At 69.2% G+C, this 18,791-nt stretch carries 10 protein-coding genes; 1 reads left to right on the forward strand and 9 read right to left on the reverse strand.

Annotated features, from left to right (window positions below; genetic code table 11):
• Position 1: 1 nt before the first annotated feature.
• From ACVCMB_RS10405 to ACVCMB_RS10420, 4 genes are all read right to left on the reverse strand, one after another.
• The gene (locus ACVCMB_RS10405; RefSeq protein WP_447106865.1) at positions 2 to 7,243 is read right to left on the reverse strand and encodes a hybrid non-ribosomal peptide synthetase/type I polyketide synthase; all 7,242 of its coding nucleotides are present in this window, start codon (positions 7,241 to 7,243) and stop codon (positions 2 to 4) included.
• A gap of 262 nt (positions 7,244 to 7,505) precedes the next feature.
• Positions 7,506 to 8,288: a hypothetical protein gene (locus ACVCMB_RS10410; RefSeq protein ID WP_447097925.1), complete on the reverse strand. Its 783-nt coding sequence runs from the start codon at positions 8,286 to 8,288 to the stop codon at positions 7,506 to 7,508.
• A 44-nt stretch (positions 8,289 to 8,332) separates the two neighbouring features.
• The gene (locus tag ACVCMB_RS10415) at positions 8,333 to 9,256 is read right to left on the reverse strand and encodes a cupin-like domain-containing protein (protein ID WP_395120380.1); all 924 of its coding nucleotides are present in this window, start codon (positions 9,254 to 9,256) and stop codon (positions 8,333 to 8,335) included.
• A gap of 83 nt (positions 9,257 to 9,339) precedes the next feature.
• Complete coding sequence (locus ACVCMB_RS10420) at positions 9,340 to 10,179, reverse strand: TIGR04325 family methyltransferase (protein WP_395120381.1); 840 nt, start codon at positions 10,177 to 10,179, stop codon at positions 9,340 to 9,342.
• Between the two features lie 121 nt (positions 10,180 to 10,300).
• Here ACVCMB_RS10420 and ACVCMB_RS10425 point away from each other — a divergent pair, with 121 nt between their 5' ends.
• Entirely contained in the window at positions 10,301 to 10,993 is a 693-nt protein-coding gene (locus ACVCMB_RS10425; RefSeq protein ID WP_395120382.1) for a J domain-containing protein, read from the forward strand.
• 93 nt (positions 10,994 to 11,086) lie between these two features.
• On the opposite strand, the gene ACVCMB_RS10430 is transcribed toward ACVCMB_RS10425, so the two are convergent.
• From ACVCMB_RS10430 to ctaD, 5 genes are all read right to left on the reverse strand, one after another.
• Entirely contained in the window at positions 11,087 to 14,062 is a 2,976-nt protein-coding gene (locus tag ACVCMB_RS10430) for a hypothetical protein (RefSeq protein WP_447106867.1), read from the reverse strand.
• A gap of 221 nt (positions 14,063 to 14,283) precedes the next feature.
• The gene (locus tag ACVCMB_RS10435) at positions 14,284 to 15,684 is read right to left on the reverse strand and encodes a TIGR03013 family XrtA/PEP-CTERM system glycosyltransferase (RefSeq protein ID WP_447097920.1); all 1,401 of its coding nucleotides are present in this window, start codon (positions 15,682 to 15,684) and stop codon (positions 14,284 to 14,286) included.
• A gap of 306 nt (positions 15,685 to 15,990) precedes the next feature.
• Positions 15,991 to 16,878, reverse strand: a complete 888-nt coding sequence (locus ACVCMB_RS10440; RefSeq protein ID WP_395120385.1) for a cytochrome c oxidase subunit 3 — start codon at positions 16,876 to 16,878, stop codon at positions 15,991 to 15,993.
• 110 nt (positions 16,879 to 16,988) lie between these two features.
• Positions 16,989 to 17,120: a hypothetical protein gene (locus ACVCMB_RS10445; protein WP_395120386.1), complete on the reverse strand. Its 132-nt coding sequence runs from the start codon at positions 17,118 to 17,120 to the stop codon at positions 16,989 to 16,991.
• A gap of 20 nt (positions 17,121 to 17,140) precedes the next feature.
• Positions 17,141 to 18,757, reverse strand: coding sequence for a cytochrome c oxidase subunit I (gene ctaD / locus ACVCMB_RS10450; protein WP_395121266.1), 1,617 nt, complete (start codon positions 18,755 to 18,757; stop codon positions 17,141 to 17,143).
• Positions 18,758 to 18,791 lie beyond the last annotated feature (34 nt).

Raw genomic sequence — 18,791 nt, forward strand, 5'->3', positions numbered from 1 at the left:
ATCAACTTGCCTTGGTGTAGCTGCCCGGTTGCCCGGGAACCTGCACGAACCACGCCGGACGCCCGTCCGGTTCGCGGCCGATGCGCGCACCGGGCAGCGGCGGCTGGCGCGCGTCCATCACGGTGCGGGCGGTGGCGGTGCGCCGCGGCAGGAAGTCGGCCTCCTGCAGTTCGATCACCGAATCCTTCCAGGCCTGCGTGATCTGCCGGAAATCCGCCTCGCTGTGCGCGGAGGTGAAGAAGCAGGGGAAGTTGTCCAGGATGTGCACGCCGCGGCTGCGCATCATCGCGAACAGCAGATCCTGCAAGGGATGATCTTCCAGGAACTGGGTCTTCCAGAACGACGCGAAGTGCTTGACCGCGACCGGCGCACCGACTTCGTCGCAGAACGCGTTGAGCTCGGCGGCCATCGCCGTGGTGCGCGCGTTGAGCCGCTCCTGCAGGCCGGCGCCCTGCTCCTTGATGTGTTCGAGCACCGCCTGCGCCGCCGCCAGCGCCAGCGGGTGGCGCACGAAGGTGCCGGCGAAATAGGTCACGCCCACGGTCGGCACCGAGTCGTCGCCGAACTGCCAGCTGCCGCCGTCGAGCGCATCCATGAACTCGCGCTTGCCGGCGATCACGCCGATCGGATAACCGCCACCGACCACCTTGCCGTAGGTGGCGAGGTCCGCCTGGATGCCGAACAGCGCCTGGGTGCCGCCGGGATGGGCGCGGAAGCCGGTGACGATCTCGTCGAAGATGCACAGCGTGCCGGACGCGGCGGTGATCTTGCGCACCTCGCGCAGGAAATCGACCGGCTGGAAGTCGGGCCGCCGGCTCTGCACCGGCTCGATCAGCACGGCGGCCAGCTCGTGCGCGCGCGCGCGGATGATCTCCAGCGATTCCGGCGTGCCGTAGTCCAGCACGATCACGTTCTCCGCCGTGTTGCGCATGATCCCGGGCGCGGCCGGCACCGCACGCAGCTTCTTCGTGCCGCGCACGATCACCTCGTCGATGATGCCGTGGTAGGAGCCGCTGAACAGCACCACGGTGCTGCGCCCGGTGACCGTGCGCGCGACCCGCAGCGCACCCAGTACGGCTTCCGAACCGGTGTTGCACAGGGCGGCGCGGTCGTGTCCGGTGACCTCGCACACCAGTCGCGCCACGTCGCCGGCGAGCGGATGCTGCGGGCCGATCTCGTAGCCGAGGTCGAGCTGGCGGCGGATGGCCTCCAGCACGAAATCCGGCTGCCAGCCGAACAGGCTCATGCCGAAGCCGTTCAGCGCATCCACGTATTCGTTGCCGTCCAGGTCCCACAGGCGCGAGCCCTTGGAGCGCTCGACCACCAGCGGGTAGACGATCTCCTTGGTCAGCGGGCGGAAGCCGTTCACCACGCGCGGGTCGGCCATGTGCGGGCGCTGCGCCTCGGTGTACTGCTTGGACTTGCGCGACCGCGCGACGTAGCGCTCGATGAAACGATCGAGCCGCTCGCGCTGGTGGCGGGACAGTTCCAGCTGGCCGTTGTCGATGCGCGCGATCGCGCCGAACGCCTTCTTGACGTCGTAGCGGGTGTGCGCCAGCGCCGCTTCCTCGTCGCGATCCGCGCTGGTCGACACGGGTGCTGCCGCCGGTGGCGTCGCCACGCTGGCCGGTGGTGCTGCTTGCTGTGCGGGCGCGACGGGTGCGGCGGCGCTCGCCGTTCCCCCGAGCAAGGCCAGCTGCTGTGCCATCAGTTGCATCTGCTGGTCGATCACGTGACGCACGTAGTCGTTGCCGCCCGCTCCCGCCGTCGGCAGCGCCGGCACGGCAAGCGTTGGCGCGGCGAGCGTCGGCGCAGCCACGGGGGCGGCGACCGGCGCGGCAACTGGCGCCGCCGTCGGCGCGTCCGGCGGCATCTGCTCGTCCAGCAACGCCGCCAGCCGGTCCAGGCTGGCGTGGTCGACCATCAACTGGCGGAACGTCACCTTGACCGGGAACACGCGCGACAGGTGCAGCGCGACTTGGGTCAGCATCAGGCTGTCCAGCCCGAGCTCGATGAAGTTGCTGGTGCTGTCGGCGTCGTCCAGTTCGATCCCGGTGATGTCCTCGAACACCGCCTTGAGCTGGTTCACCAGCCGGGGGCGGCGATCGGCGGGCATGGCGACTTGCGGCATGGGGGCCTCCTCGGCCGCGGGCGCGGCGGCGACGGGTGTCGGTTCAGCGAACGATGGCGCGGGCGCCGTGGCGGGTGCGGCATCCAGCCAGCAGCGCTGGCGTTCGAACGGATAGGTGGGCAGGCGCACGCGGCGGCGGCGCGCGCGATGGTCGAGTCGTGCCGGATCAAGCGCCACGCCGCGGCACCAGAGTTGGCCCGCGGCCTGCAGCAGCGCCGTGCGCTCCGCGTCCGCCGCATCGGCCAGGCTGGGCACGGCGACGATGCGCTCGCGCGCGGTACCGAGTTGCTGTCGGGCGAGCGTGGTCAGCGTGTGGCGCGGCCCCACTTCCAGCAGCACGCGCGATGGCGCGTCGAGCACCCGCGCCAGCGCGGCGGAGAAGCGCACCGGAACGCGCAGGTGCTGCGTCCAGTAATCGATCGAGCCGGCCTGCGCGGGGTCGAGCCAGTCGCCCAGCGCGGTCGACACCAGGGGCAGCTGCGGGCGGCCCAGTTCGACGGCGGCAAGCGCCTCGCGGAACGGTGCCAGCACCGGCTCCATCATCGCCGAATGGAAGGCGTGCGAGGTCTGCAGCAGGCGCGCGGCGATGCCGTCCGCCTCGAGCGCCGCCCGGAAAGCCTCGACCGTCTCGGCCGACCCGGCCACCACGCAGGCGCCAGGCGCGTTCTCCGCTGCCAGCGCCAGATCCGCCGGCAGGCGTGCCTGCAATGCATCCAGCGGCAGCCGCACCGACAGCATCGCGCCCGGCGGCTGCGCCTGCATCAGCTCGCCGCGCCGCGCCACCAGCGCGATCGCGTCGCGCAGGCTGAACACGCCGGCCAGCGTGGCTGCCACGAACTCGCCCACGCTGTGGCCGATCATCGCTGCCGGCACGAGGCCCAGGCTCATCCACCACTGCGCCAGCGCGTATTCGATGGCGAACGTCGCCGGCTGCATCACCGCCGTGGGCAGCAGCACGGCCGGATCGTCGGCGAACACGCACGCGGCGAGGTCGAAACCGCCCTGCTTGCGCAAGGCGCTGGCGCAAGCGTCGAATGCGTCGCGGAATACCGGCTCGCTGGCATGCAGCGCGCGACCCATGCCGGCGTACTGGGCGCCCTGGCCCGGGAACAGGAAGACCACGTCGCTCGCCCGCGCCGGCGTGCTGCGCGTCGCCGCCGCGGCGATTTCCGCGCTGGCCAGCTGCGCGCTGGCGCTGGTGGCGGACTCGGTGACCACGGCCAGCCGATGGGCGAAGGCCTTGCGTCCGACCGCCAGCGTCCACGCCACGTCGGCAAGCTCGACTTCCGGAGAGTCCGCCAGGTGCGTCCCCAGCCGCGTGGTCGCCGTACCCAGTGCAGTGGCCGTGCGCGCCGACAGCAAAAGCAGTTGCGGCCCGGCGGTCGCCTCGCTCGGCGCCGGTGCGGGTGCTTCCTCCAGCACCACGTGCGCATTGGTGCCGCCCACGCCGAACGAGCTCACGCCCGCGCGGCGCGGTACGCCGGGCGCGCTGGTCCAGTCGTGCAGGCGATCGTTGACCACGAACGGCGAGCGGGCGAAGTCGATCGCCGGGTTGGCCGCGGCGTAATGCAGGCTCGGCGGAATCCGCCGCTCGGCCAGCGCCAGCGCAGTCTTGATCACGCCGGTCGCACCGGCGGCGATCACCAGGTGGCCGACGTTGCTCTTGACCGAACCGAGGCGGCAGAAGCCGGTATCCGACGTGTCGCGCCGGAACGCCTTGACCAGGCCCTCCACCTCGATCGGATCGCCGATCGGCGTGGCCGTGCCGTGCGCTTCCACGTAGGAGATGCTGCGCGCGTCGACGCCGGCGTTGCGCTGCGCCATCGCGACCACCGCGGCCTGGCCCTCGCTGCTGGGCGCCATGAAGCTGGCCTTGGTGCCGCCGTCGTTGTTGATCGCGCCACCGCGGATCACCGCGATGACCGGGTCGCCATCGGCCTGCGCGTCGGCCAGCCGCTTCAACAGCACCACCGCCGCACCGTCGCTGAACACCGTGCCCCGCGCCGCGGCGTCGAAGCTTCGCGTGTGGCCGTCCGGCGACAGCATCGCGCCGTCCTGGAACAGGTAGCCGCTGCGCGGCGGACAGGTGATCGAGGCACCGCCGGCCAGCGCCATCTCGCACTGGCCGCTGCGCAGGCTCTCCATCGCCTGGCAGATCGCCACCAGCGAGGTGGAACAGGCGGTGTGCACGCTCACCGCGGGACCGGTGAGGTCCAGCTTGTGTGCCACCCGCGGCGCGATGAAATCCTTCTCGTTGTCCAGCATCACCTGGAACGCGCCGAGCTTCCCGACCTGGTCGGGATGCGCGCTGACGTGGTGCTGGAAATAGGTCGCGTTGTACATGCCGGCGAACACGCCGACCGGGCCGTCCTGCGCGCCGGGCGCATGGCCGGCGCGTTCCAGGCACTCCCAGCACAGCTCCAGGAACAGCCGCTGCTGCGGGTCCATCAACTCCGCCTCGCGCGGGCTGATGCCGAAGAACGCGGCGTCGAACAGCTCCACGCCGTCGATCACGCCGCGCGCGGGCACGTAGGCCGGATCGTCGCGCAGGCTCGCCGGGATCGACGGGTCGAGCTCGCCCGGCGCGAAGCGGGTGATCGACTCGCGTCCCTCGCACAGGTTCTGCCAGAAGCTCTCGATGTCCGCGGCGCCGGGGAAGCGGCCGCTCATGCCGATGATCGCGATCGGCTCGGCACCGGCTTGCACGCCGGCGGCACGCGGGCGGGCGAGGCGCGCCGGTTCGATGCCGTCGGCGCCGGCGTGATCGCGGTGGCGGGCCAGCGCCAGCGGCGTGGGATCGCGGAAGAAGGTCAGCACGTCCAGCGCGGCATCGCCGTCGCGGCGCAAGCGATCGATCAGCCGCACCGCCAGCAGCGAGCTGCCGCCCAGCTCGAAGAAGTTGTCGTGGCGGCCCACCTTGTCCAGCGCGAGGCTGGTGGCGAAGGCGGCGCACAGGCGCGTCTCGGCCTCGCCCACCGGGGCTTCGTAGGTCGTGGCCAGTTCCGGCCGTGCGCTGCCCGGCGCCGGCAACGCGGCGCGGTCGAGCTTGCCGTTGGTGGTGACCGGCAGCGCGTCCAGCACCACCCACGCGGCCGGCAGCATGAACTCCGGCAGTTCGGCAGCCAGGCCGCGGCGCAGCGCCGGCTGGTCGGGGCGGGTGGCGGCGGGGACCACGTAGGCGACCAGGCGCTTGCCCAGCGGCGGGTCATCGCGCAGCACGACGGCGCAGGCGCGCACGCCGGGCTGGCGCAGCAGCGCTGCCTCGATCTCGCCGGTCTCGATGCGGTAGCCGCGGATCTTGACCTGGCCGTCGCGCCGGCCGACGAACTCCAGCACGCCGTCGTCGCGCCAGCGCACCAGGTCGCCGGTGCGATACAGGCGGCCATCGGCGGCGCCGAACGGATCGGCCACGAAACGCTCGGCGGTCAGCTGCGCCCGTCCGAGGTAACCGCGCGCCACGCCGTCGCCGCCCACGTGCAGCTCGCCGACCACGCCCGTCGGCACCAGCTCGCCGGCGCGATTGAGCACGTACACGCGGGTGTCGGCGATCGGCCGGCCGATCGGCACCGAGCGCGCGTCGGCCGGCAGGTCCCGCGGGATCGGCCAGGTGCAGGTGAACGTGGTGCACTCGGTCGGGCCGTAGCCGTTGATGATCTCCACGCCGGGCAAGGCCGCCAGCGCGCGGCGCACATGGTCGACCGACAGTGCCTCGCCACCGATCAGCAGCTGGCGCAATCCCTCCAGCCGACGCGGCGCCTCGTCGACCACGGCGTTGAACAGCGACGAGGTCAGCCACGCCGTGCCGACCCCTTCGCCGGCAATGGTTGCGGCCAGGCCGGCAGCGGTGGGGATCGTTTCGGGATGGACCACCACGCGACCGCCGTTCAGCAGCGCGCCCCAGATTTCCAGGGTCGACGCATCGAAGCCCAGCGGTGCGGCGTGCAACATGCGCGTGTCGGCATCCAGCCGCACGTAATCCACGCCGCACACCAGCCGGATGATCGAACGATGGGCGATCGCCACGCCCTTGGGCGTGCCGGTCGAGCCGGAGGTGTACATCACGTAGGCGAGCGCATCGCCGTCGACCACGGGCAGCGGCGCGTCGTGCGGCACGGGTGCGGACTCGACGACATCCAGCGCAAGGCACGCCACTCCATCGGGCAACGGCAGCGTAGCCGCGACCGATGCGACCAGCACCATCCGCGCACCCGCATCGGCCAGCGCAAACGCCAACCGCTCCGGCGGGTGGCTGCGATCGAGCGGCAGGTAGGCCGCGCCGGCCTTGAGCACGCCGAGGATTGCCACCAGCGCCCCCGCCGAACGCTCCAGCGCGACGCCGAGGATGTCGCCCGGCACGACGCCGGCATCGAGCAGATGCCGGGCCAAGGCGCTGGACCGCTCATCGAGTCGGGCATAGCTCAGGGCGTGCCCGCCCTCGACCACCGCCGGTGCATCCGCATGCGCGCCGGCGGTGCGGGAGAACAGCGCGGGCACGCTGTCGCCGCGGTGTCGCGGCACCGCGGTGTCATTCCACTGCACCAGCAAGCGCTGGCGTTCGGCCGGGGCGAGGAGATCCGGCTCGGCGTCAGCTTCGTCGAGCAGGCCCGCCCAGGCGCGCTGCACGCAACCGGCCAGCAGCTCCACGCTCGCTGCCGTCAGCGGGCTGCGCCAGCGCAGTTCGAGGGCGATCGCGTCGCCGAAATCGAGGCGCCAGGTGGAGAGCGCAGCGGCGGCGTCCGGCAACGCTGCCTCCTGCAGCACCATCCACGCCACCGTGACCGGAGCAGCCGACCCGCGCGCTGCGGACAGCACGCCCTCCAGCCATGCCTTGCGCGGCGCGTCGCGGGGCACCGGCACGGTCAGCTGGCGGGTGCATCCGGCCTGGTGCAGCGTTGCCACGGCGGACTCGGCGCCGGTCAGCTGCGCCTCGACCCGCGCCAACGCGGCCAGCAGGGTCAGCGCCGCGCGCTCGGGATCGGCCGCGTGCAGCGCCGCCACGCAAGTCGCCAATGCGCCGTCGAGCGGCACGCGACGGCTTTGCCAGGTTTCGTCATCGGCAGGCGCGATGCCCGGCAGCACGTCCAGCAACGACATGCCGTCGTCAATTGACACTGGATTGGATGCCGCGCCCACCACCCCTCCTGGTCGGGCGGCGATGACCGCCACGACACGCGCCGATCTCCCTCGGGCAGGATGCGCGCGATTCGCGAGGCACCGCGGATCGGCCGGCATCTGCCCAGCGAAGCCGCCTGGGAGCACCCGCTCATCGCGTCGTCTGCCAAACCAGCCTCTGGACGACAAGATTAGCGCAGAACCGCGTCGAACTGTGCAATGGGACACGCCATTCAGACTGACTGCGTGCTACGCGGATGGACTATGGCGCGGCGGACTGGAACGCGAACAGCCACAGGATCGCCCGCTGGCGCGGGCTGCCGCTCCAGCTCACCCGGTAAGTACCGGCACGGTCGACCTGGCGGTATGCCACCGCGCACTGCACGCCGCTTATCGGCGGCAGTTGCAGATAACTGTCGATCACGGTGAAACCGTTGTCCGGCACGGCGCTCATCCGGCGCACGTTGCCGTCACCCCACCACACCGCGATCAACGTGGCCGGCCCGGTCGTGGTGACCTCGCCGCTGGTCACGCTGAAGCGGTCGGCCGGATCGGAGAGCATGCCCTCCACCGTGCGCTTGAGCTTGCCCGCGATGCGCTGGACCAGGTTGGGCGCGGGGTAATTCTGGGCGAAATCCTGCAGCACGCCGGCATGGCGGATTTCCACGAAGGGGATGGTGATCTCGCGCTCCGGCTCACCCGGCTTGTCGATGCTGACCGTATGGTGCCGGCCGCCCGGGCCGGCCAGCGACACGTAGGCCTTCACGTCGAAACGGCCCTGGTAGCCGTCGTAGACGGCGGTCGGACCCACCTGGGTCCAGTGCCGCCCATAGCTGTCGGTCGGCGCCGCCGCGTTGCTGGCGAAGCCGCCATTGAGCACCAGCAACGCACTGCCCGCCGGCGCGGTGTCGAGCGGCGCGGTCACGGCGGGACTGCGGCCGCGATGATCGGCCTGCGCCAGCAAGGTGTGGGCGCCGAGCGTAGGCGGCGCGGGAGGAGCTGGCCGGTCGACGCCGGCTGCGGTCAGCGGAATGCAGGCCAGCATGAGCACGCGCCAGGCCCGGCGACCGCCGCGTCGCCGGCCGGACATCACGAGTCGCCAACCTTGGCGTACGGTGCGGCGTCCGAATCGACGGACGCGCCGGCCAGTCGCCGCGCCAGCCGCTTGCTGCCGATGTAGAGCCCGCCGGCCGCCAGCGTGGCGGCGTCGAACAACGGGAAGCGATCCACCGCCGGCGGCACCCAGCCCAGCCGGCGCAGCATGTCGTGGGTGCGATGCAGGAGGGAGTTGCGCCGGGTCGCGCGGGTGTAATAGGTGAAGCTCATGGTGATCGACGGGCCATCGCCGTTCTCGACCATGTGCGGACTGGTCGAGGGCATGTAGGCGCCCATCCCGGGTTCCAGCTCGAACACCTGCGCACGCTCGCGATACTCCTCGCGCCACTGCAGCAGCTCCCGCGAATGGGTGCGATGGAAGCGGTCGCGCGCATGCTCGCTGACCACCTGCGTGTCGCGATGGTCCCACACGTAGATCCGCTTGCGGCCGTGCACCTGCAGGATGAAGTTGTGTTCCTTGTCCATGTGGAACGGCGTCACCGCCCGCGGCGAGGTGAGGAAGATCCAGCCGGCGCGATAGCACATGCCCGGGTCGACCGCCTCCACCTGCGGCCGGACCGAGTCGAGTACCTCGTCGACGACGGCGCGGTACTGCGGATCGGATTGCACGTTGAGCAGCGAAGTCCACGCCGCGGCATGCTCGATGTCGCTCAGCGTCGCCTCGACACCCTTGGCGTTGGGATGCAACCGGGGTGCTTCGTTGAACGACGTGCCCGCAGTGGCATCGCCGCTGTGCGAGCGCACGCGGCCACGCGCTTCCAGCCGCTTGCCCAGCTCGACCAGGGCCGGCAACTGCAGCGCGGGGTGCGTCGCCAGATGATGCCGCACGCCCTGTATCCGCCAGGGATCGAACTGATCCCAGGCGACTTCCAGCCACTTGGACGATGGACCCGACATGCCCCCTCCCGCGACCCGCCGGCCGCAAGCTGCGCCACGGAATCGAAGCGGCAGTGTGCCCCGCGCCCCGGCGCCCCGCAAGCTCAGTCGCGACGGAAGCAGAAGCCGTGGTAGCGGTCGACCGAGCAGGCCGGCTCGAACGGAATGCGCATGTGGCGCTCGGTCGTCGACCAGTGGTCGACCACGCGATAACCGGCCGCCGCGAACTCCTCGATGAAGGCGCCCAGCGCGGTCACCCTGTACGGGCAGTTGGCGATGCCGACCCGGCGCCGGGTGACACGCTGCAGGGTCACGAAGCTGCGCTCGGGGTGCAGCGGCGTCACGTTGACCAATACGTGGCGCGGCGGCGCGCGCAATGGTTGCAGCAACTGCGGCAGCGAGTAGTCGAGGTACTGCAGCACGCCGCTGCAGAGCAGCACGTCGCAACCGTCGGCGTCCTGCGGAGAGTCGGTGAAGCCGAGCTTGCCGGCGCCATCCTCGCGCTCGGCCAGCGCGCGCCCGGCCGCGACCACGGCGGGCACGTCGTGCACCAGCCAGCGCAGGTCATCGGGATACGGCAGGTGGTGGCGGAAACCGAAATAGCTGGTGCCCACGTTGCCGCCCAGGTCGAACAATTTCCGCGCGTCGCCGGCAAACAGTCGCGAGAGCCAGAACAGCACCGGGTAATCCACGATCTGCACACGCTCCAGCCGGTCGGCGTAGAGCTCGCCCGACTGCGGCTGGTCGTAGCTGGTCGGCAACGATGCCGGTGCCCCGGCACGCGCCGCCTCGACACTGGCAAACACGCCGCCGTAGGCATTGCCGGGCAACACGTCGCGGGCAAACAGGTGGCGATAGACCGGCCGCGCGAGCAGACGCACCCCCGGCAATTCCGCCACGCCCAACGCCACACCCCGCAAGCTTGCAGTCAGGCCCCTGGCCATCGTCGCCTCCCGCCGTTTTCGGTGCGTCACGCTAGCACGAGGCAGCGAGGGTGCGCCGCGGCCGCGGCGTCCAGCAGGTATAGTTCCGCACGGCAGCCGGTGCACGGATGGTGCGCGGCACATGGCCCGGCTTGCGGCATTCAAGGGGAAGCACGACGTGGCGCGCGAGACCGATTTTCTCGACCTCTACCGCTTGCTCGGTCTCGAACCGGGTTGTGGCCTGGACGAATTCAAGCACGCGTACCGGCGCCGGGTGTCGGTGCTGCACCCGGACCGTCGCGACGAGGATTCGCGCGGCGTCGCCGCGCAGCGGCTGCAGCAGCTCACCGCGATGTACGGCATGGCGATGGAGTTCCACCGCACGCATGGCCGCCTGCCCGGCGCCGCGGGCGTGCGGCCGTCCCAGCCGCCGAGGGGCGAAGCCGGGTCGGCCGCGGCGACGCAGCGGGTACTCGCGACACGGCGGCGTTCCCGCCGCTGGTTGTTGCTGCCGGCCGCTGCCATTGCGGCGTGGTGGCTGTGGCCGGGCGAACCGCCCGCGCCGCCCGCGGCCCCGCCCGCCGAAACCGTGCAGCCGCCGACGCATCGCGCCACGGCGACAGCGCCGGCGGAACGGCCGGCGTGGGGCCTGGGCATGGATGCCGCCAGCGTGCGCAGCATCGAAGGCGAACCCACGCTGATGGCCAGCGACCAGCGCTGGGAGTACGGCCCATCATGGGTGCGCTTCGAGAACGGCAAGGTGGTCGACTGGTACAGCTCACCGCTGTACCCGCTGCATGTGGCCGCGCACAGCAGCCCGCCGCAGGGCCAGTGAACGCGCAACACGCCGCACTCGCCCTGATCGACCGCGACCACCGCCCGGAGGTGCGTCTGCCGCGACCGGTGCGAACGCCGGTCGCGGTCCGGCTCAACCGCCGGGCTTGTACGGTGCCGGAAAGCCGGGAACCGGCAGCGCGCTGATCGGCACCGGGACGTAAACCGGCGTCGGCGGTGGCGGCGGGTTGCCCTGCACCGTGCCGTCGGTCGTCACGTAGAAGCTGAGTACACCCTTGTGGCTGCTCATGGTGGTGCCGCCCACGCTGATGTTGACGTTGCGCAACCCGGCGTTAGCCGAGGTGGTCACCGTGTAGCCGGTGTCCGGGAGCAGGTCGGTGACCACGTGGTAGGCCGACAACGGCTGCACTCCGTAGACGAGGTTGCCGCTGAGCGCGGTGCCGGGGGCGCCGCTGCTGCTCACCACCACGGCGTTGCCGTCGCTGGCGAGCAGTTCCACCCCGACGATGCCGCCCTGGCTCACCGTCACCGGGCTGGTCGTGGCGACCTTGGCGGCGGTGCCGGACAGGTCGAACACGGTCAGCCATCGCTGGCTGGCGCTGGTGTCGGGCGGGCGCACCTGCACCTGCCACGCCTTGATCGGGTTGTCGCCCGGATACATGCCGACCGTCGTGGTCTTGTTGCCGGTCGGCAGCACGGTGGTCATCGCGCCCACGTACTGGCCGTTGTAGCTGACGTCGAAGCGGTGCTGTCCCGCCGGCGCGCTGCCCGCGGCCGGGTTGGCCGGGAAATGCCAGGCCAGGTACTGGTCGTAGCCAGTGCTGCCTTCGGTGGTGCGGTCGTAGACGACGAAACGGTTCGGACGCAGGTAGACGACTTGCCGCGACCATGCCGACACCGCCGGCCCGGCGGAGAAGGTGCGGTACATGTCCTCCAGGTGGGTAGCCAGCATGTAGACGTAGCCGTTGCCGTCCTCGTACGCCGACACCGCGGTGCGCACGCCATCGTCCTCGGTGGTATTGGCCTCCTGGCCGAAACGCTGCGCCACCGAGCTGCCGCTCATGCTGCGCACGTAGAAGATGTTGTACAGCTGCCGGTTGCCGCTGTACTGGGTACCGTCGAGGTCGCCGTAGTTGTCGTTGAAGATCTTCGTCTCGTCGGCGTTGCCGCCAGGCTCGTGCACCAGCCAGCCGCCGGCATTGACCAGCAGCGGCGAGCCGCCGCGCACCAGCGCGAGACTGCCCTGGTCGAAGAACTCGTGCCCGGCGGCGGGGTTGTTGGTGTAGGGGCCGGCGCGGAACGACATCCAGCTGGCGGCGGTGGTCCAGTCCGAGCGTGCCGCGACGGCGTTCATGCCCGGCGCGAAATAGGACAGCGGCAAGGTGCTCAGCGCCGCCTTCGGCGCATTCGGATCGATCGCCAGGAACTGCAGCCAGGCCGGCGCATCACTGTATCCGCCGGTGGCCTGGTCGACCGCCGCGAGGTACTGGTTGAACACCGCGACCTTGGGCGATTGCCAGTAGCTCAACGCACCGATGATCTGCTGGAACATGCCGACCGGGGTCGTGCCCGGCGGCGGCGAGGAGGGATCGCCGTTGGAGTGGTTGTCGTCACGGTCGTCGAAGTAGACCAGCGACGGCCAGGTGAAATGCATCGAGTAGTCGGCACTGTCCACCGGGAAGGTATACGGCGCGCTGGCATGCAGCAGGTCCTGCCCGGTGGCGGTCTTCACTTCGCGCGCGGGCAAGCTCATGTTGAGGATGCTCAGCGGCGCGTAGTTGCCGTAACCCTCCGGCCAGCCGCCACCGAGCATGTGCAGGCGATAGTACGGCTGCACTCGCGCGCCGAACTGGTTGCCCAGCCAGTCGGTCCACTGCGCCGGCGCGCTGGGATTTTCGCCGTAGGTGGCCAGCGAGATCACCGCCTTGGCGTGGAAGTAACCGGCGTAGTAGTTGCCGATGGGATTGCCATCGTAGGCAAACGAAGCACACCCGCCGGACTTTTCCCACGCGGCGATCCACGCGTTCGCGGTGGTGTAGATCTGCGTGCGCTGGGACGCGGTCAGCAGGTCGTAGACCCAGTCATAGCCCAGGCCGTAACCCACGCCGTAGAAGCGGATGCCGTAACCGCTGTCGGTGCACGGGTCCCAGCCGTTGCTGCCCGGGTAGGGCATCGACATCTTCATCAGGATGTCGACCGCCTTGGCGCCGTAGGGTGCCGCGGCCGCCGCATTGCTGGACTTCAGCACCTGGTAGCACATGCCTTCGGCCAGCAGCGCCGGAAGATAGGATTCGCCCTGGTAGCCCGAGCCGAGGTTCGGCTTGTCGGGGTACTGGTTGCCGGTGGGATACGCCACCGTGCCGCCGATGTAGGAATCGCAGGTGGCTTTCAGCGCCGTCCATTGCGGCGTGTTCGCCGCCGCGCGCTGGCGCAGCGCGGTCAGCGTGGAGGAGTCCAGAAGCAGCCGTGGATGCGCCGCCAGCGTCACGGCTTGCGGTCGCACCGGCACGGCGCTGAACGCAGCCGCCCGCGGCGCGCCCTGCACCGCGGAGGAATCGCGGCCGATCGACCCGGTCAGCCCGGCTGGCACGCCGACCGCATGCCTTGCAGCGGTGCTGCGGGAGGAGGCACCGGTGGCCGCCACCAGCGGCTGCACACCGACAACGCCACCGACAACGCGGGGAACCGGACGCGGCGTCGCTTCGGTCGTGGTCGCGCGGGCGCGCGGCGCGTTCGCCGGCGGCGCCACCGCGGCAGCATCGACCCGGGTCGCGCGTCGGCTCGTCGCCGCCGCGATGGTGGGGGAGACCTTGGCGTCAGCGGCATTTCCGAGCTTCTCCGCGGCAAGCGGCGAAGGCCTGGCGGGGGCCGCCGGCAGCCTGGCTGGCGCCGGCGCGGCGGCCATCGGACGGTAGGTCAGCGGTCGCGGTTCGTCATCGCGCGCCAGCAGCAGCGATACCGCAGTGAACAGCAGCATCAGCATCACGCCGCCACCGAGCAGTGCGGTACGCGTGCGTTGCGCGCGCAATGATGACGGAGCGGGCATCTCGCCGCTGCCCCGGGTCGGTACTGCAGGCCTGTTCGGCGCAATCTGATCGGTGCGGGACATGGGGGGAATCCATAGGTAGGCCGATGCCAACGACCCAGCCTCGCCAAGCCGGCGGCTTGAGCTGGGTAGCTGATTATCCTGAATGCCCCGTGCCCGGAAAGCGTATCACTACACAATGCGGCGTCATAGCTGGCCCGGCAGCCATGACGCGCCAACCACGCCGCAGGTCCGGAAGACGGGTTCAAGCTTGCCGGGCCGGCCGGCCCGGAGGGAACCGCCAATCAGCGTGCGCCGCGGCGGAACAGCACCACTTCGACCGTCTGGAACAGGATCAGCAGGTCGAACAGCAGGTTGTGGTTCTTGACGTAGTACAGATCGTACTTGAGCTTTTCCTCGGCATCGGCCTCGGACGCGCCATACGGATAACGCAGCTGCGCCCAGCCGGCCAGACCGGGCTTGAGGCAATGACGCAGATCGTAGTAGCGGATCTTCTGGCCAAGGTCGATCACGAATTGCGGCCGCTCGGGCCGCGGGCCGATGAAGCTCATCTCGCCCTTGAGCACGTTCCACAACTGTGGCAGCTCGTCCAGGCGCACCTTGCGCGTGAAGCGGCCCACCCGGGTCACCCGGTCGTCGTCCTTGTTCGCCCAGCGCGCGATGCCGTCCAGCTCCGCGTCGGTGCGCATGCTGCGGAACTTGATCAGCTGGAACGTCTTGCCGCGCGCGCCGACGCGCTCCTGCCGGTAGAGAATGGGCTGGCCGGCACCGGACTCGATGCGGATGGCCAGCGCCACCAGCAGCATCAGCGGCCAGGTCAGCAGCAGCACTAGCGTGGCGATCAGCAGATCCGAGCAGCGCTTGCTGAAGCGGCGCAGCGGAGTGGCATCGAAGCCGCCGGAGAACACCAGCCAGGAGGGATCGGTCAGCGACAGCTGCACGCGGCCGGACTCGCGTTCGAAGAAGGTCGCCAGGTCGGTCACGTCGATGCCGTTCTGACGGCACTCCAGCAGGTCGCGCATGGGCAACCCGCCGCGCCGGTCGTCCACGCCGACCACGATCTCGTCCACCTGGCGATGCAGCGCCCAGTCCACCAGCGAACCCTCGGGGCGCACCAGGGACATCGCGCCGACCTGCACCTCCTCGCCCTCGCGCGGCACGAAACCGAGCACGTTGAAGCCGATCCGGTCGGCGTGGCGGCGCATGCGCGTCTGGATCTGCGAGGCACGCTTGCCCGCACCCAGGATCAGCACCCGGCGCTGGAACACCACCGCGTCCACCAGGCGCAGGAACACCAGCCGGAAGCCCATCATCAGGGCGAAGGACAGCAGCAGCGCGATGGTCAGCACGCCGCGGCCGACATAGGCCTGCGGCAGCAGGTAATACATGATGAAGACGCCCACGCCACCGAGCACGAAACCCACGCTCTGGCGCGCCAGCACGCCGAACCAGCTCGTTCGCATGTGCGACTGGTAGTGACCCAGGGCGACCATCGCCAGCAGCATGATCACGGCGAACGCCAGCGAGCGCTCGGGCATGTGGTGGGAGAACTGGGCCAGATCGGCAGGCCGATTGAAATAACGCAGGTACATGGCCGCGTTGAGCGAAAAGCCCAGCAGCACCATGTCCACAGCCGCCAGCAGCAAGAGCCAGCGGTTGGCTTTACGACGCAGAAAGCGAAACATCTCCATCCCCCCAACCCTTGCCACTCCAACCAGCATGGCGAACCGACGGCGCCGCTTGGCGCTCGTCCCCGCCTGGCGGCGGGCCTGCACCTATACACTAAACTTGTACCGGATACAACCACATCCGTCACAAATTGATGGCTGACCGGCTACGGTTCGGCAGGTTCGGCAGGCAGACAGCACGGCATGCCGGCGGCCACCGCAGGGGGCACACCACGCCAGGCTCCATACCCGCCCACATTCCGGCGCCCGGAAACGAACCGGCCCGCCAGTGGCGGGCCGGTGCATGCGAGTGCGGACCGACGCTCAGAGGATGTAGACGAACATGAACAAGCCCAGCCACACCACGTCGACGAAGTGCCAGTACCAGGCCACCGCCTCGAAGCCGAAGTGATGGTCCTTGCTGAAGTGGCCCTTCAGCACGCGCAGCCAGATCACCGCCAGCATGATCGTGCCCAGGGTCACGTGCAGGCCATGGAAGCCGGTCAGCATGAAGAAGGTCGAGCCGTAGACGCCGCTGCCCAGGGTGAGGTTGAGCTCGTGGTAGGCCTCGATGTACTCGTGCGCCTGGAAGTACAGGAAGGTGGCGCCCAGCAGCACGGTCAGGCCCAGGAACAGCAGAATCCGGCCGCGATGCCCGGCGCGCAGGGCGTGGTGGGCGATCGTCACGGTGACGCTGGAGGTCAGCAGGATCAGCGTGTTCAGCAACGGCAGCCCCCACGCAGGCACCGTTTCGAACGCCCCGCCGATCTTCGCCGGACCATTGCCGCCGTTGGCACCCCAGGCCGCGGTGTAGTCGCTCCACAGGAACTGGTGGGTCAATACGCCATGGCCTTCGCCACCGAGCCACGGCACCGAGAACATGCGGATGTAGAACAGCGCACCGAAGAACGCACCGAAGAACATCACCTCGGAGAAGATGAACCACATCATCCCCATGCGGAACGAGGTATCGACCTGGTGGTTGTAGTCGCCGGCCAGCGATTCGCGGATGACCGAACGGAACCAGCCGAAGAACATCCCCAGCACGCCGATCACGCCGAGGACGAACACCGATTTGCCGAAACCGGTCGCACCCGGCTCGGCGTTGAGCCAGTGCCCGGCACCGAACATGAAGATGAACATGACGACCGCGGCGACGATCGGCCAGTAGCTCTTGGCCGGTACAAAGTAAACGTCGTGTTGCTGACCCATGCTGAGACCCCGTGGATTTCTCTTGATGACTCTGCCCCGCCATGCCGCTCGGGGACCTGCCTGCCGGTCGTGCCGACCCGGGTAATTGAAGTGGAAAGGTGCTGGCGCGGTTATTTCATCAGCAGGATCTGCAGGAACGCCAGCAGATAGAAGCCGATCACCACCGCGACCAGGATCTTCACCGTGCGGCGCACGCCGCGGCGCTGGTCCGCGGCGTGGATGTCGTCAACCGGCTGTGTCATTTCCACGGCTTCCCCGCCGATCAGGCGTGCACGTTGCCGTGCGCCAGCTCTTCGTCATGGATCACCGGCGGCACCGAGAAGGTATGGTGCGGCGCCGGCGAAGGCACGGTCCATTCCAGTCCCTTGGCGCCTTCCCACACGCGGTCGGTGGCCTTCTTCCTGGAGAAGAACACGCAGTGGATCACCACGCCGAGGAAGATCAGCTGCGAGGCACCGAACAGGAAGCCACCGATCGAGCTGACCATGTTGAAGTTGGCGAACGCCACGTTGTAATCGGGGATGCGCCGCGGCATGCCGGCCAGGCCGAGGAAGTGCTGCGGGAAGAACAGCACGTTCACGAACACCACGCTGCACCAGAAGTGCACCTTGCCCCAGAACTCGCTGTACATGTTGCCGGCCCACTTCGGCAGCCAGTAGTAGGCCGCCGCAATGATCGCGAACAATGCGCCGGTCACCAGCACGTAGTGGAAATGCGCCACCACGAAATAGGTGTCCTGGTACTGGAAGTCGGCCGGCACCAGGGCCAGCATCAGGCCGGAGAAGCCGCCGATGGTGAACAGGATGATGAACGCGATGGCGAACAGCATCGGGGTCTCGAAGGTCATCGAGCCGCCCCACATGGTGGCCACCCAGTTGAACACCTTCACGCCGGTAGGCACCGCGATCAGCATGGTGGCGTACATGAAGAACAGGTCCGCGCCCAGCGGCAGGCCCACCGCGAACATGTGGTGCGCCCACACGATGAACGACAGGAACGCGATGCAGGCGAGCGCGAACACCATCGCCTTGTAGCCGAAGATCGGCTTGCGCGCGAAGGTGGGCACGATCTCCGAGATGATCCCGAACGCCGGCAGGATCATGATGTAGACCTCGGGGTGGCCGAAGAACCAGAACACGTGCTGGTACAGCACGGGGTCGCCGCCGCCGCCCGGATTGAAGAAGCTGGTGCCGAAGTACTTGTCGGTCAGCAGCATGGTCACCGCGCCGGCCAGCACCGGCATCACGGCGATCAGCAGGAACGCGGTGATCAGCCAGCTCCACACGAACACCGGCATCTTCAGCAGGTCCATGCCCGGCGCGCGCATGTTGAGGATGGTGGCGATGATGTTGATCGCGCCCATGATCGAGCTGATGCCCATCAGATGGATGGCGAACACCACGTAGGCCAGCGAATCGCTCTGCAGCGACAGCGGCGGATACATCGTCCAGCCGCCGGCCGGCGCGCCGCCCGGCGAGAACAGCGTGGACAGCATCAGCAGGAAGGCGAACGGAAGAATCCAGAACGACAGGTTGTTCATGCGCGGCAGCGCCATGTCCGGCGCGCCCACCATCAGCGGGATCATCCAGTTACCCAGGCCCACGAACGCCGGCATGATCGCGCCGAAGATCATGATCAGGCCGTGCATGGTGGTCAGCTCGTTGAAGAAGTACGGCTGCACCAGCTGCAGGCCGGGCTTGAACAACTCGGCGCGGATGGTCATCGCGAAACTGCCGCCGATGAAGAACATCGTCAGCGCGAAGATCAGGTACAGCGTACCGATGTCCTTGTGATTGGTGGACATGCACCAGCGTTGGAAGAAACTCTTCGGCGCGCCGTGGTGATCATCGTGCTGATCATGGGTGGCTGCGTAGGACATGGCCATGCACCTCTAACCTGTAATGGAATGCGAC

The organism is Rhodanobacter sp. UC4443_H10, from assembly GCF_052978325.1.